General features: G+C 69.7%; 10 protein-coding genes. 9 read left to right on the top strand and 1 reads right to left on the bottom strand.

Features of this window, described 5'->3' with window-relative positions:
* The first annotated feature begins 126 nt into the window (after positions 1–126).
* Positions 127–2541, top strand: a complete 2415-nt coding sequence (gene pcrA / locus DMP23_RS29905; RefSeq protein WP_337823187.1) for a DNA helicase PcrA — start codon at positions 127–129, stop codon at positions 2539–2541.
* Between the two features lie 1474 nt (positions 2542–4015).
* Here pcrA and DMP23_RS29900 read toward each other — a convergent pair.
* Positions 4016–4702 carry a M23 family metallopeptidase gene (locus tag DMP23_RS29900; protein ID WP_037816184.1) on the bottom strand — a complete coding sequence of 229 codons (687 nt, stop codon included), beginning with the start codon at positions 4700–4702 and terminating at the stop codon, positions 4016–4018.
* Between the two features lie 1709 nt (positions 4703–6411).
* Here DMP23_RS29900 and DMP23_RS29895 point away from each other — a divergent pair.
* The 8 genes from DMP23_RS29895 to purH all read left to right on the top strand — a co-directional run bounded on the left by DMP23_RS29895 (position 6412) and on the right by purH (position 15728).
* The gene (locus DMP23_RS29895; RefSeq protein WP_337823186.1) at positions 6412–8391 is read left to right on the top strand and encodes a hypothetical protein; all 1980 of its coding nucleotides are present in this window, start codon (positions 6412–6414) and stop codon (positions 8389–8391) included.
* Between the two features lie 26 nt (positions 8392–8417).
* The gene (locus DMP23_RS29890) at positions 8418–8708 is read left to right on the top strand and encodes a hypothetical protein (RefSeq protein WP_240016141.1); all 291 of its coding nucleotides are present in this window, start codon (positions 8418–8420) and stop codon (positions 8706–8708) included.
* 118 nt (positions 8709–8826) lie between these two features.
* Entirely contained in the window at positions 8827–9996 is a 1170-nt protein-coding gene (gene sucC / locus DMP23_RS29885; RefSeq protein ID WP_134667608.1) for an ADP-forming succinate--CoA ligase subunit beta, read from the top strand.
* Between the two features lies 1 nt (position 9997).
* Positions 9998–10888, top strand: a complete 891-nt coding sequence (gene sucD, locus DMP23_RS29880; RefSeq protein WP_037816181.1) for a succinate--CoA ligase subunit alpha — start codon at positions 9998–10000, stop codon at positions 10886–10888.
* A 217-nt stretch (positions 10889–11105) separates the two neighbouring features.
* On the top strand, positions 11106–11801 hold the full coding sequence (locus DMP23_RS29875; RefSeq protein ID WP_337823185.1) for a DUF5336 domain-containing protein: 696 nt from the start codon (positions 11106–11108) through the stop codon (positions 11799–11801).
* 143 nt (positions 11802–11944) lie between these two features.
* Complete coding sequence (locus DMP23_RS29870) at positions 11945–13477, top strand: cell division protein PerM (RefSeq protein ID WP_337823184.1); 1533 nt, start codon at positions 11945–11947, stop codon at positions 13475–13477.
* Positions 13478–13551: 74 nt separating this feature from the next.
* Positions 13552–14169, top strand: coding sequence for a phosphoribosylglycinamide formyltransferase (gene purN, locus DMP23_RS29865; RefSeq protein WP_337823183.1), 618 nt, complete (start codon positions 13552–13554; stop codon positions 14167–14169).
* The gene (gene purH, locus DMP23_RS29860) at positions 14166–15728 is read left to right on the top strand and encodes a bifunctional phosphoribosylaminoimidazolecarboxamide formyltransferase/IMP cyclohydrolase (RefSeq protein ID WP_134731442.1); all 1563 of its coding nucleotides are present in this window, start codon (positions 14166–14168) and stop codon (positions 15726–15728) included. The genes purN and purH overlap by 4 nt, the downstream gene beginning before the upstream one ends.
* Positions 15729–15731: the final 3 nt, after the last annotated feature.

Below are 15731 nucleotides of genomic sequence, written 5' to 3'. Positions count from 1 at the left end.
ATGCTCCGCGCCGCGGCGGCGTCGCGCGTCGGACGCGAGGCGACACTGCGGCGTACGTCCGGAAGCGCAGGCCGACCCCGTGGCTGTTCCGGGACTGTCGTACCCCCGGGGTAGCGTTGACAGACGATGGACACCCTCTTCGATCTCCCCGTAGACCCGCCCGCCCGCGCTGCCCGGCCGGGAACCGCAGACCTGCTCGAGGACCTCAACCCCGCCCAGCGCGAGGCGGTGACGCACGCCGGAGGTCCGCTGCTGGTCGTCGCGGGAGCCGGATCGGGCAAGACGCGCGTGCTCACGCGCCGGATCGCCTACCTGCTCGGCCAGCGCGGCGTGCATCCGGGCGAGATCATGGCGATCACGTTCACCAACAAGGCCGCCGCCGAGATGCGCGAACGCGTCGCGGCGCTCGTCGGCAAGCGCGCGAACGCGATGTGGGTGTCCACGTTCCACTCGATGTGCGTGCGGATCCTGCGCCGCGAGGCGAAAACGCTCGGCATGTCGTCGAGCTTCTCCATCTACGACTCGGACGACACGAAGCGGCTCATCACGCTCGTGGCGCGCGATCTCGACATCGACCCGAAGAAGTACGCCGCCCGCACGCTCGCGGTGCACATCTCGAACCTGAAGAACGAACTGGTCGATCCGGACGACGCGGCCTCGAAGGCGGCGAACGACCTGGAGCGGCGGGTCGCCGAGGTCTACACCGAGTACCAGCGCAGGCTGGCGAGCGCGAACGCGTTCGACTTCGACGACCTGATCATGCGGACAGTGTCGTTGCTGCAAGCGTTCCCGGACGTCGCGGAGTACTACCGGCGGCGCTTCCGGCACGTCCTGGTCGACGAGTATCAGGACACCAACCACGCGCAGTACACCCTGGTGCGCGCGCTCGCCGGCACCGAAGCCACGGACACCGGGATCGAGCCCGCCGAACTGTGCGTGGTGGGTGACGCGGACCAGTCCATCTACGCCTTCCGCGGCGCCACCATCCGCAACATCGAGGAATTCGAACGCGACTTCCCGAACGCGCACACGATTCTGCTGGAGCAGAACTACCGTTCCACGCAAACGATCCTGTCCGCGGCCAACGCGGTGATCGCCCGCAACCCCAACCGGCGAGCTAAGCGGCTGTGGACCGATTCGGGCGACGGCGAGAAGATCGTCGGCTACGTGTCGGACAACGACCACGACGAGGCCGCGTTCGTCGCGGGGGAGATCGACTCGCTGGCGGAGAAGGGCGAGGCGGACTACTCGGACGTCGCGGTGTTCTACCGCACCAACAACCAGTCGCGAGTGTTCGAGGAAATCTTCATCCGGCTCGGCCTGCCGTACAAGGTCGTCGGCGGCGTGCGGTTCTACGAACGGCGCGAAGTGCGGGACATGATCGCGTACCTGCGCGTCCTCGCGAATCCCGATGACACGGTCAGCCTGCGCCGGATTCTCAACGTCCCCAAGCGCGGCATCGGCGACCGAGCCGAAGCCGTCGTAGCGACGCACGCGGAACGGGAGCGCATCTCGTTCTGGGCCGCACTGCGCGACGCGGTCGACGACAAGGTGGCGCTGCTGAACCCGCGCTCGGCCAAGGCGATCACCGGCTTCGTGACCCTGCTGGACGAACTGCAGGAGATGGCGTCGTCCGGCACCGAGGTCCACGACCTGCTCGAAGCGGTCCTGGAGCGCACCGGCTACCGCGCGGAGCTCGAGGAATCGGACGACCCGCAGGACGCGTCGCGCGTCGAAAACCTCACCGAACTGGTGACGGTGGCACGCGAATTCGCCGAGTTCACCGCCGAGGTCACCAACGACGAAAACGCGGAACTGGTCTTGGACGACGGCGTCCCCGCCCCAGGTTCTCTGCCCGCCTTCCTGGAACGAGTCTCGCTCGTCGCAGACGCCGACTCGATCCCGTCCCCAGACGGCGGCGAAGAAGGCGACGGCGGCGCGGGCGTGGTCACCCTGATGACCGTGCACACCGCCAAGGGCCTGGAATACCCAGTCGTCTTCTGCACCGGCTGGGAAGACGGAGTTTTCCCGCACATGCGCGCCCTGGGCGACCCGGCTGAACTGGCCGAAGAACGCCGCCTGGCCTACGTGGCGATCACCCGTGCGCGGCAACGACTTTACGTATCCCGCGCCCTCACCCGGTCCGCGTGGGGACAGCCGCAGATGAACCCCGCGTCCCGCTTCCTGGACGAGTTGCCACCGGACCTGGTCGACTGGCGCCGCCTGGAACCGTCCTCCCCAGGCTTCGGCAACTTCGGCTCCTCGTCCGGTTCCTCGTCAGGCCCCCGAGCCGCGACGACGTGGGGCCGCCGGTCCTCCTCGTCGTCGACGTCCTCGAGCTCGCCGTTCGGCAAGGCGTGGAAGGACACGGTGGCGCTGAAGCTGGATGTCGGAGACCGCGTAAGCCACGACAAGTACGGCCTGGGCACGGTTATTTCTTGCGACGGCATCGGCCCCCGCGCGACGGCGACGATCGACTTCGGCGCTTCCGGGAAGGTCCGGCTGATGCTGATCGGCAGTGTGCCGATGGTCAAACTCTGAGGTCTGCTGAGCTTTCGGCTACGACACTTTCGGCTGCTGCTGTTTCGACTCGCCAGCGGCTGTGGCTACGGCTGCTGTGACTGTTACGGCTAGCGCGGCTTCGGTGGTTTGATCCTCCGTGCCGTGCCGTGCCGTGCCGTGCCGTGCCGTGCCGTGCCGTGCCGTGCCGTGCCGTGCCGTGCCGTGCCGTGCCGTGCCGTGCCGTGCCGTGCCGTGCCGTGCCGTGCCGTGCCGTGCCGTGCCGTGCCGTGCCGTGCCGTGCCGTGCCGTGCCGTGCCGTGCCGTGCCGTGCCGTGCCGTGCCGTGCCGTGCCGTGCCGTGCCGTGCCGTGCCGTGCCGTGCCGTGCCGTGCCGTGCCGTGGGCCCGATTCTCCGCAGTCCGGCGCGCCAAAGCGGGACTGTCCAAGCTGACTCGCCACAGTGAGCACCGGCCGCCGCCATCACCGCAGCACTGCTTTGGGCTCCCCGCTGCCTTTCGCGCAACGTCGCCCCTCAGCTCCCATTGCCTCTCCAGGCGTCAGCCCCGCATGTCTGGCGTGTGATGCCTCCAGCCCGTGGCAAGTCACCCCTGTCGGTACCGCGAGCCGTCCTCCCCGTGAAGCCTTCCTCGTCATCCTCCAGCGCACGTCCACTCGCCCTAGTTTCCCGCTGGCTGTGCCAAAACTCGGCGTTGCCCGGGGCCCTGCGCGGCTCCCGCCTGTTCCCAGCCTCCTGCCGCAGCCCACTCCTGCCCGGTGTCGGACGCCTGCCCGCCCCGTCCGGGACATCTTTCGCCGGACCGAGTGAACTCCCCAGCGAACCCGCCGATCTTGTCGGTCCCCTCCGGCATACTGAGTTCATCGAACACAAGTTCGATGAAATGCGGTAGGCTATGGAAGGGACGCAGGGGATGGACGCGGTGCTGTTTGGGGTATTTGCCGCTGGGGTACAGGAGTACTTGAGGAGAGTCGCGGGGACGGTTGCTGTGGGGACGGCAGCTTGGCCAGCTCGGGACGTGCCAGGGGATGTGGCACGGCTGGCCGCAGCATGGCGCGCGCTGCTGAGACAGCACGCATTAGGACCAGACGGCAGATGTGTCGTCTGCGGAGGAACATCGCGCGCTGACGAGGGACTCGCGCGATGGATGCCCTGGCGAAGACGCGCCGACCTGTGCACAGTGTGGCAGGTAGCAGTCGCCTACTTCGTCCGTCGCCTACCTGGCAGCGATCCGTGACGCCATTGCCTGGCAGTTGAAAGTCTCGCTCGGGCCCGATGGCCATGCAGTGCGACTAACCACGGAATCCCAGTTCACCGACGAGCCTGTTGATACCAAGCCTCGCGATGACACGCGCCGCCAGAGCTCCTCACGCACAAAGGCGTTTCCACTACGAGCAGCCAAGAAAGGATCCGTACGAACCAAACTCAGTCGACATTGCCCGAGCGGCGGCAAACACCACTGCGCGGGTGGCCCGGCGAGCAGGAAATGCGGTCTGGCTCAGACGTTCACGCCGCGAGCGGCAAGCCACGGGCGCGGGTCGATCTTCTTGGTGCCGTCCTGCCACACCTCGAAGTGCAGGTGCGGGCCGGTGCTCTCGCCGCGGTTGCCGATCTCGGCGATCTGCTGGCCGCACTTGACCTTCTGGCCTTCGCGGACGGAGAAGCTGTTCATGTGGCCGTAGACCTGGATGGTGCCGTCGTCGAGCTGGATGCGGACCCAGAGGCCGAAGCCGCTGGCGGGGCCTGCCTGGATGACGGTGCCGTCGGAGGCGGCGTAGATCGGGGTGCCGATCGAGTTGGCGATGTCGATGCCGAGGTGGCTCGTGCCCCAGCGGGCACCGAAGCCGGAGGTGAACGTGCCGTGAGCGGGCATGCAGGTCTTCGGGCGGGCGGCCTCTTCGGCGGCCTGACGCGCGGCTTCGGTTTCCGCCTGCACGCGGGCCTTGGTGACCTTGGCGCTGTCGGCCATCTTCGCGGCTTCGGCGGAGGCGTCGACGGCGTGCCCGGCCGGCAGCAGTTCGGGAGCTCCCCCGGAGCCCGCGCTGCCGAGGGTGAACGAGGCGCTCGCGTTCTGTGCGTTGGCGAGCGGGGTGACCGCGGCGTCGGAATCTCCGCCGCTGGTGGACTTGAGGGTCTGCCCGGCGGCGGCTGCGGCGAACGCGCCAGCCGCGACGGCGGCGACCACGACCCGTCCGCGAAGCGCGGAGGAGGGCGGGGCGATGCGGTGCTGCCCCCGGACGCGGATGACTGCACCGTCCAGTGCGTCTTTCAGCGCCGGGGAAGGGGCTTGGCCGCCGGGGGAGCGGTGTGAAGCCAAGACAGGGCCTTCCATCGTCGGGGAGCCGGGCGGAAACGGACTCGGGCGGGGGATCCCGTGAACGAACCTCGGGGGTGATTCGCTCAGCGTCCTGCTTCGTGACCTGACTGTAATGGGGACCGCAGGACAGTAACGAAGCGGCGCCTCAATGAGCAAGACGCGACCGGGCTTTCGGCCGAACGAGTGGCGCGCATCGCGCGTCTAGCTGTGGAAACTACCCAAAGTTAATCGGAAACTACTTCGTCGTTTGTGGCTTGAGTCACATACCTTCGGATGGCCCAACGCCCCTGAAGGTCCTCCCGGCGCTCTCGTGGACGAAATAACCGGCCACTCCGGTGCGTTGAAGCAGTTTCACGGCGAATCTTGTGATGCCGGTCACTCGCGGCAAGCCCGCGGGTTCTTAGCGGTGCGGCCGGTTACCTGCCCTCCCCGGCAGGCCCCGGCCGTCCCTGTCCCCGATCTCGGCCGACCGTCCCCACGATCTGCCGAGCCTGTCGCCGCCCCCCTCCGCGACCCGACCTGATTGCCTGTCCCGGCAGGCACTGGCCGTCTCCGTTCCTGGCAGGTCCTCCCCGGCCTGCCAGGAACGGAGTTCGCGGCTCCCTCCGCGACGCGGCCGTTCACCTGCCCTCCCCGGCAGGTCTCGGCCCCTCCATCTCGGTCCCGGCTGGCCGTCCCCACGACCTTCCGGCACCCGCCGCGGCTCCCCTCCGCGACCGGGTCGGGCACCTGCCACGAACAGGCATCCGACCTCGTCCATCGCCCCCGCGATGTGTCCCCGTGCTTCGCCCCGTGCCGGGGTGACGCCCCGAACGCCACTCCCTTACGCGACTTCCCCGAAGTTTTTTCCCGACGCTCCCTCCGGCACTCCAGTCCCTCTTGCCGTCGAGACCTCCGGCCCGCGCCCCTCTTACGCGGATCGGCGGAATTTTTTTCTTCGCACCCGTCAGACGCGCGGGAACGGCCAAAGGTTCATCCCGCGGCGAATTCACCTGGAAGTGCGTTCCGGCCTGGTCGAGGCGGCCCTGCTGTCCCCGCGCCGGGGCCGGTCCTTGCTAGCGTCGCGAGCGATGACTCCGCCGACCCCAGAGCCTTCCGACGGCGATTCCGCCCCGGACACCCCGGGCCGTCCCGCCGGACCCCGGCGTCCCAGCCTCGCCGAGCGCAAGGCCGCCGCCCGAGCCCGTGCCCGCCGCGACGCCGACCGCGCGAAATCGGATCCCGCCGACAGCCCCGCCCACTCGTCCCGTCGCCGCGGGACGGACCCCGCTGGACGTTCGGCGGACTCACCCGGCGGCACCGAGCCGACGTCGGCAAGTCCCGCCGACTCGCCTAGCCGTGGCGGAGAGACGTCCGAGGAAGGCTCGGCTGGCCGTGGCAGGTCGTCCGCAACGGGAAGCCCATCTCGCCGTGGCGGAGTGACGCCCGAGGCAGATTCACCCGGTCGCGGCGAGCCTCGGACAGAAGAAGGCTTTGATGAGTCGCGTTCTGCCGGGAAGCCCTCCGAGGGGAGTCCATCTCGCCGCGGCGGAGCGACGCCCGAGGAAGGCTCATCCGACCGTGACGAGTCGCAGTCGGTGGCAAGCTCTGGCCGGTCGGGCCGTGCCGGGGAGACTGCTGCGGAAAGCTCAGCCGACCCGTTCACCCGCGACCAGTCCGCTGCGGAAAGCCCGGCAAGCCGGGAACCTGCCGCCGGGCAACAGCGTGACGAGGCAGGTCTGGCTAGCCGGAAGCCTGCCGCCATCCCTGACGAGCAGAGGTCTGCGCCGCGGACCATCCCCAGCCGCCAGGCCGCTGACCGCCGAGACGCAAACGGCCGAAGCGCAGACCATCGAGACGCAAGCCGCGGAGAAGCAAGCCGTAAAGGCGAGACCCTCCTAGACCTAACCGACCAACCCCCCTCCCCAAGGCTCCAAGCCGCCACCGCCCTCCTCGCCGTCGGCTCCCTGGCGCTGGCCGCAGGCGCCATCGCCCCGGTCTCACCGGACGCCGGACCCGGCTACCTCTCCTGGCCGCTACTCGTCATCCTCGCCGTCGTCCCAGCCGGAATCGCGGTCGCGGCCGCCCGAAGCGGCCGCTACGGACTGGCGGCCGGTCTCGTCACCGGCCTAGCCGCACTCGCTCCGGGCAGGCTGATCCTCGATCTCCAATTCCTCGTCAACGGCTCCAAAACCATCCGCCCCGAGCTGTACCTCCCGGACCGCCTGCTCGACCGCAGCGGTGTCGGCATCGGGTTCTGGCTGCTGATCGTCGGCCATCTGCTGACGCTCGCCGCCGGGATAGTGGCCGCGCGCGTCGTGCTGGAGCGCAACGAGATCGCTGGCGGCGACGACAAACGCCGGTGGCGGCTGATCATTCCGCTGCTCGCCGTCGTCGCCGCAGTCGGATTGCTGATGACCCCGGTCCTCTCGGACGACCCGTTTCTCCTTGCGCGGTCAGCATTCGAGGGCCCGGGGCTGGCGCTCGCCGGGTACCTTCTCCTCGCCGGTGCGCTGCCGGTCGCCGCGGTGCTCGGGGTTTTTGCTGGATCCGACGGTGTCGCCCGCGGGACGCTCGGCGGGATTGTCGCGGCGGTGCTTGCCGTCGCGGTGCCGACGTTGGTCGCCGGGTTCGCCGTGCCCGGGCTGGAGGTCTCGACGGGCGCGTATCTCGCCGTCGTGCCGATGGTGCTGGTCCTCGTCCTCACTCCACTTGCGACACCGCAGCAGACGCAAACCGAGCGCACCGACCTGGCCGGCGAGGCGCGTGTCCCAGGGCTTACCATCTGGCGCGCGCTCACCGGGCTCCTCGCGTTGCTGACCGGGGTCGCGGCGGCGATCGGTGCGTACGCTCCGCAGCTCGGCAACAGCACGGACAGCCCGGCTCGTCTGCAGCTGCTGGTCGCGGCAGTTCTTGTCGTGCTGCCAACACCTTTCCTTCTCTCCCGCCGCACCGCGCCGATCGCGCGCGGAATTCTCGCGGTGTTGTGGGCTGGCGTCGTTCTCGCGGGAACGGCGGTTCTCAGCACGGCCATCACCGCCTCCGAAGCGACTGGGCTCGGCGGGCTCGGCGGCGCGATCAGTTACCACCTCGGCGCGGGTGCCGTTTTCACCGCGATCGCGCTCGGTCTCGCCGGGCTTACCGGATTGGCCGCGGTGATCACCGGCGTCGTGGAACGCGATGACACCGGTACCGAAGGGGCGCGATCCGCCGCACTCATTCCGGCTGGAATCACCGCGGTGCTGGCGATCGCGGCGTTCGGCACGCCGGTGTTCACCGCGCAGGATTACGCGCCGCCCGGTCTCTGGTCCGATTTCGACACTCCGTCGTGGGGATTGCTCGCCGCGCTGCTCGTCGTTCTCGGGACGCTCGGGTTGAGCGTTCGTTCACGGCCTGGTGCCGCGGCGGCGGGACTGGCTGGAGCGGCACTGCTCCTTGCCTTGCGCGTCGCCGAGATTCCGCTGGTCAGCATCCTGTTCTACGGCGCGAAGCCGGGTGCGGGTTTCTGGCTCGGGCTCGCCGCGACAGCGTCGGCAGTGATCACCGCTGTCATCGCGGCCGCCGGTGCGAAGAAGTGAGTCCGCGGCGCGTCGTCCTCGTCGAGTTGGCCGAAGAAACCGCGGCGATTCCGTTGGCGCGATTGCTGCGCGACGCCGGTCTCGAAGTCGTCCACGTAGGACACCTCGACACAGCGGAAAAGATCGTGCGCACCACCGAACAGGAGGATCCAGACATTCTGGGCCTCCTCGGCGGTCCCGTGCCCGAAGGCCTCGCGGAAGCGCTCTCCGGCACCGCGGTGATCGAGTTGGGCTCCGAAAGCGCCGAAAAGGCCGCTGAAATGCTTGTCGGTGGGCGGTCTCACACCCTCGGCACACCCTCTGACCGCGCACGGTGACCGACTTCACCAGGTGCGGCGTCCCCTGCGTCTGCGCTGGTCGCTAACCTCGACTGGTCCGACAGCGCGGTCCGGAAAACGGACCACCACAGTGGCGTGTCGTCAGGAGACTGGAGTAGTGGACCTCTACGAGTACCAGGCGAGGGATCTCTTCGCCGCCCACGGAGTACCGGTTCTGCCGGGCGCCGTGGCAAGCACCCCGGAAGAAGCCAAGGCCGCCGCGGAGCAGATCGGCACCCAGGTCGTCGTCAAGGCGCAGGTGAAGGTCGGCGGCCGGGGCAAGGCGGGCGGCGTCAAGCTGGCCCAGACGCCCGACGAGGCGAAGGAGAAGGCGGAAGCCATCCTCGGCCTCGACATCAAGGGCCACATCACGCACCGCGTGCTGGTGGCGGAAGCCTCGGACATCGCGTCCGAGTACTACTTCTCCTTCCTGCTCGACCGCGCCAACCGCACCTTCCTCGCGATGGCGTCGTCCGAAGGCGGCATGGAGATCGAGCAGCTCGCGGTCGAGCGCCCGGACGCGCTCGCCAAGATCCCGGTCGACGCGATCAAGGGCGTCGACAAGGCCACCGCGCTCGAGATCCTCAAGGCGGGCAACTTCCCGGCCGAGATCATCGACGAGGCCGCCGACGTCGTGGTGAAGCTGTGGGAGACCTTCGTCTCCGAGGACGCCACCCTGGTCGAGGTCAACCCGCTGGTCCGCGACCCGCAGGACAAGATCATCGCCCTCGACGGCAAGGTCACCCTCGACGAGAACGCCTCCTTCCGCCACCCGGCGCACGAGGAGCTCGTCGACAAGCAGGCCGAGAACCCGCTCGAGGCTAAGGCCAAGGCCAAGAACCTCAACTACGTCAAGCTCGACGGCGAGGTCGGCATCATCGGCAACGGCGCGGGCCTCGTGATGTCCACTTTGGACGTCGTGGCGTACGCGGGCGAGAAGCACGGCGGCGTGAAGCCCGCCAACTTCCTCGACATCGGCGGCGGCGCGTCGGCCGAGGTCATGGCGGCCGGGCTGGACGTCATCCTCAACGACACCGACGTGAAGAGCGTGTTCGTGAACGTCTTCGGCGGCATCACCGCCTGTGACGCGGTCGCGAACGGCATCGTCGAGGCGCTGAAGATCCTGGGCGACGAGGCCACCAAGCCGCTGGTCGTCCGCCTGGACGGCAACAACGTCGTCGAGGGTCGCCAGATCCTGGCCGACGCGAACCACCCGCTGGTCACCGTGGTGGACACAATGGACAACGCGGCCGACAAGGCTGCCGAGCTCGCCGCGGCAGGTGCGTGAGATGTCGATCTTCCTCAACGAGAACAGCAAGGTCATCGTCCAGGGGCTCACCGGCTCCGAGGGCATGAAGCACGCGACCAAGATGCTGAAGTCCGGCACCAACATCGTGGGCGGCGTCAACGCCCGCAAGGCCGGCCAGACGGTCACCGTCGAGGGCAAGGACCTCACCGTGTTCGGCACGGTCGAGGAGGCCATCAAGGAGACCGGCGCCGACGTGTCGGTCATCTTCGTGCCGCCGAAGTTCGCCAAGGACGCGGTCATCGAGGCGATCGACGCCGAGATCCCGCTGGCCGTCGTCATCACCGAGGGCATCCCGGTGCACGACTCGGCCTACTTCTGGGCGCACGCGGTCGCGACCGGCAACAAGACCCGGATCATCGGGCCGAACTGCCCCGGCGTGATCAGCCCCGGCAAGTCGAACGCGGGCATCATCCCGGCCGACATCACCGGCCCGGGCTCGATCGGCCTCGTGTCGAAGTCGGGCACGCTGACCTACCAGATGATGTACGAGCTGCGCGACATCGGCTTCTCCACCGCTGTCGGCATCGGCGGCGACCCGGTCATCGGCACCACCCACATCGACGCCCTCGAGGCGTTCGAGAAGGACGCCGACACCAAGGTCATCGTGATGATCGGCGAGATCGGCGGCGACGCCGAGGAGCGGGCCGCGGCCTACATCAAGGAGAACGTGACCAAGCCGGTCGTCGGCTACGTCGCGGGCTTCACCGCCCCTGAGGGCAAGACGATGGGCCACGCGGGCGCGATCGTCTCCGGTTCGTCCGGCACCGCCGCGGCGAAGAAGGAGGCCCTCGAGGCCGCCGGCGTCAAGGTCGGCAAGACCCCGAGCGAGACCGCGGTTCTCGCCCGGGAGCTGTACAACAGCCTCGGCTGACCAGCAGCGACTCCACTGGCGGAGGCCGGGCACCGACACGGTGCCCGGCCTCCGTCGTTTCCGCCCGCAACCGATCCGGTGTCCGGTGCGTCCAACGACGCGGACGCCCAGCGCGGATGCGCTAGCGTGCAGTCACTCGTGAGCGGGGGACGCCGCCGGTGCACCCCGGGTGCCTCAAGATCCCGAACCGCCGGTCGATGAGACAGGAGAGCTTCCGATGACCTTCCCCAGTGGCGGGCCCGGCTACCCTCAGCAGGGCCAGCCGTCCCAGGGACCGCCCCCGTCGGGCGGGTTCCCGCAGCAGCCCCAGCCGCAGCAGGGTCCGCCTGCCGCGGGTGCCGGTGCGCCGCCGAACCTTCCGCTGCTGCTGTCCCTCGGCGTGGCCGGGCTCGGCCTGGTGCAGTACTTCCTCGGCTTCGCTTCCGAGGCGGGCACGGCCGGGCAGCCCATTCTGTTCCTGCTTGTCGGCGGTCTGCTGTCGGCGCTGAACCTGCTGCCCAAGGGGCCGAAGACGCTGCCGTTCGCCGCGCTGTTCAGCGTGGTCGGCGGGCTGGGCGCGCTCGACGCCGTCATCTCCGGGCGGTCGTCCGCCATCGTGATCGTGGTGCTGATCCTCGGTCTGCTGCAGGCGGCCGCGTCGGTCGCGGTGCTGCTGTTCGAGTACAACGTGCTCAAGCCGCCGACGCCGCAGCCGTCCGCTCCGGCGTACCAGCAGCCCTACGGCCAGCAGGGCCAGTACCAGCCGACGCAGTACCAGCCGGCTCCCGGCCAGCAGGGTCAGCAGCCGCCCGCCACTCCGCCGCCGGGCGGACAGGCCACGACGTACGCGCCGCAGCAGGGCCAGTTCTTCCAGCCGCCCGCGGACCAGAACAAACCGGGCACGCCGCCCGGAGGTTTCGGACAGCAAGGCTGAAACCCCTTCGCATCACCCACCCGCTGTGACTCTCCGTGTCACAGCGGGTGTTTTTCTTGGCCCGGTGCCACGACCGGGTGGGCGTTGGATTCGCCACGTCCGCCGGGCGGCGTGCCTCACCCGGACGGCCGAGTGCGGATGTCATGGTCGAGGACATGCAGGTGCTCACCAGTCCCGGACGCCCCGCGGGCGACGAGCCGGTGGGCGACTCCCTTGACCAGGATGTTCCCCGGTTCCGGGTGTTGCTCGCCGCGGCGCTCGGCCCGCTCGTCACCGGCTACGCGGTGGTCGCCACGCTGCTCGCGCTCGTCACCCTGACCGCCCAGTACGCGGTCTTCTCCGCGGGCGGCGTGCTGTTGTCGGCGGGACCTGGCTGGCTGGCCGCCTACCAGGTCGAACTCGGGATCGGCGGCCATCCGCTCGGGATGCTGCCGCTGCTGCCGACGATCGGGGTGGTGCTGCTGGTCGCGCGCGCGGCGGCCAAGGCCGTGCGGCGGCTTCGCTGCGCCAGGCTGCGGCACGCGGTCCCGTTGATCGCCACGATTTCCGGCGCGCATCTGCTGTTCGGAGTGCTGATTTCGCTGCTGTCGATCGGCGAACCAGTGCGGGCGAATTTCTGGCTCGCCGCGGTGGTGCCTGCCGTGATCTCCGGACTCGCGGCCACCGGCGGGGTGCTTCGCCGGTTCGGGATGCCGCGGGTGCTCGCCGACCGGCTCGATCCGCTGGCTCTTCGCGGCCTGCGCGCGGGCCTGCTCGGACTGTTCGCGCTGCTGGCCGCTGGCGCGTTGACGCTGACCGCCGCCACGGCGCTGTCCGCGCGCACGGTGTCCAGCCTGTTCGAGCCGTCGTTCGGGAGCAGCTTCGGCCTGTTCCTGCTTTCCCTGCTGTACCTGCCGAACGCCGTGGTCGCCGCGATGTCGTTCGCGAGCGGACCCGGGTTCAGCATCGGCAGTCTCGACGTGCACCTCATCGGCTACCGCGGCGGTTCCGTCCCCGGGGTCCCGCTGCTCGGAGGCATTCCCGAGCACGCCGCGTCGTGGTGGCCGGTGCTGCTGGTGCTGCCGCTGGCGGTCGGCGTGCTGGTCGGCTGGTCGGTCCGCGCGGTGGACGAGGACCCGGCGGCGAGGCTGCGGGTCGTGGTCGTCGCGGGCGCGGTCGTCGGATTCGGCTGCGTGCTGCTGGGCACGCTCGCTGGCGGACGACTCGGCGACGGTCCGTTCGACCCGGTCAGCGTCCCGGTCGGGGTGGCGTCGATCGTCGCGTTCTGCTGGATCGTCATTCCGGCCGGGTTCGTGGCCTTCTTCGCGGGGGCGCACGCTCCGATGCAGCCGGTGGGCTCGCTCGAGGTGGAGGACGAGGCTGAGCCTGAACCTGAAGCCGAGTCCGAGTCGGCTGAGTCCGAGGATGCTGAGGAGTCCGAGCCCGAGTCCGACGAGGACGTCGCGGATACGGACGAGGCCGAGGAATCCGAAGACGCTGAAGACGCCGAAGACTCTGGCGAAGAATCCGACGAGGCCTCGGCTGAGGGCGACGAGGACTTCGACGCCGAGGCTGACGCGGAACTGGGCCTCGACCTGCTGGAGGACGAGCCCGAAACCCCCGCCGAAGAGCCGGACGCTGTGACCGAGTCCACCGAGGACTCCGGCGACGCGAAGCCCGCCGAGGACGACCGTTAGGGTTGGGGCGACCTGGTGAAGCGCCGTGCGCCCGAGGCGTACCGCCGTGCAAGGAGCCCGTTCTGGCCAGCCGCTTGGAACTGCCCACTCCGGTGAAGATCGTCGTGCTCGCGTCCGGTTCCGGCACGCTGCTGCAGGCTGTGCTCGACGCGGCCGGGCAGCCCGGGTTCCCGGCCTCCGTCGTCGCGGTCGGCGCGGATCGCACCGGCATCGAGGCGCTCGCGCGGGCGGAACGGGCGGACGTGCCGTCGTTCACCGTGCGCGTCGCCGACCATCCGGACCGGGCCGCCTGGGACCGCGCGCTCGCCGAGGCCGTCGCGGCTTATCAGCCCGACCTCGTGGTGTCCGCGGGTTTCATGAAGATCCTCGGGCCGGAGTTCCTGTCGCGGTTCGCGGGCCGCGTGATCAACACCCACCCCGCGCTGCTGCCGTCGTTCCCCGGGATGCACGCGGTCGCCGACGCGCTGGCCGCGGGCGTGCGCGTCACCGGATCGACGGTGCATTTCGTCGACGCCGGGGTGGACACTGGCCCGGTCATCGCCCAGGAGGCGGTGCCGGTGGAGACCGACGACACCGAAGACGTCCTGCACGAGCGGATCAAAGCCGTGGAACGCAGGCTGCTGGTTGAAACGATCGAGCGACTCGGCCGTGGTGGGTGCACCGTGGACGGACGAAAGGTGAGGTTTTCGTGAGCACAGCACAGGGACGGCGCCCGGTCCGGCGCGCGCTGATCGGCGTCTCGGACAAGGCCGGCCTGCTCGAGCTCGCGACCGGCCTGCACGCGGCCGGCGTGGAGATCGTGTCGACCGGCGGCACGGCGAAGGTCATCGCGAACGCCGGGGTTCCGGTCACGCCGGTCGAGCAGGTCACCGGGTTCCCCGAGTCGTTCGACGGCCGGGTCAAGACGCTGCACCCGCGCGTGCACGCCGGTCTGCTCGCCGACCAGAGCAATGACGACCACGTCGCGCAGCTCAAGCAGCTCGACATCGCGGCGTTCGACCTGCTCGTGGTGAACCTGTACCCGTTCCAGGCGACTGTCGCGTCCGGCGCGAGCTTCGAGGACTGCGTCGAGAACATCGACATCGGTGGCCCCGCGATGGTGCGCGCGGCCGCGAAGAACCACGGCAGTGTCGCTGTCGTCGTGGACCCGGCGCGGTACGCGTGGGTGCTTGAGCAGGTCTCCGCGGGCGGCTTCGAGCTCTCGGACCGCAAGCGGCTCGCTGCGCAGGCGTACGCGCACACGGCTGCGTACGACACGGCTGTCGCTTCGTGGTTCGCCAACGCGTACGCGCCTTCGGACGACAGCGGCTTCCCGGACTTCCTCGGCGCGACGTGGGACCGTGCGGACGTACTGCGCTATGGCGAGAACCCGCACCAGAAGGCGGCGCTGTACCGCGGTGCGCAGCCGGGCCTCGCGCACGCGGAGCAGCTTCACGGCAAGGCGATGTCGTACAACAACTACGTCGACACTGACGCCGCGCGTCGGGCCGCCTTCGACTTCTCCGAGCCGGCTGTCGCGATCATCAAGCACGCCAACCCGTGCGGGATCGCTGTCGGCGCGGACGTCGCCGAAGCACACCGCAAGGCGCACGCCTGCGACCCGGTGTCCGCGTACGGCGGCGTGATCGCCACGAACCGGCCGGTGAGCGTCGCGGCGGCGGAGCAGATCGCCGAGGTGTTCACCGAGGTCGTGCTCGCCCCCGACTTCGAGCCGGAAGCGCTGGAGATCTTGCAGCGCAAGAAGAACGTGCGGCTGCTGAAGCTGCCCGCGATCGAGAACGCGTCCCCGGTGGAGTTCCGGCCGATCTCCGGCGGCGTCCTCGTGCAGACCGCCGACGCGATCGACGCCCCCGGCGACGACCCGGCGAACTGGACGCTGGCCACCGGCTCGCCCGCCGACGAGCAGACCCTGGCGGACCTGGAATTCGCGTGGCGTGCGCTGCGCGCGGTGAAGTCCAACGCGATCCTGCTGGCGCACGAGCAGGCAACCGTCGGCGTCGGCATGGGCCAGGTCAACCGCGTCGACTCGTCGCGGCTGGCGGTCGCGCGGGCGGGCGACCGGGCGAAGGGCTCGGTCGGCGCGTCGGACGCGTTCTTCCCGTTCCCGGACGGGCTCGAGGTGCTGATCGAGGCGGGCGTGCGAGCCGTCGTGCAGCCCGGCGGGTCCATCCGCGACGCCGAGGTGATCGCCGCCGCCGAGGCCGCCGGGATCACGCTGTACCTCACCGGAACGCGCCACTTCGCGCACTGAGTT

It is taken from the genome of Amycolatopsis sp. A1MSW2902 (assembly GCF_017312175.1).
In the GTDB taxonomy this organism is placed as follows: Bacteria; Actinomycetota; Actinomycetes; order Mycobacteriales; family Pseudonocardiaceae; genus Amycolatopsis; species Amycolatopsis nivea.
Note: the sequence above shows the minus strand (reverse complement) of the source record. Positions and strands in the feature narration are given on the sequence as shown.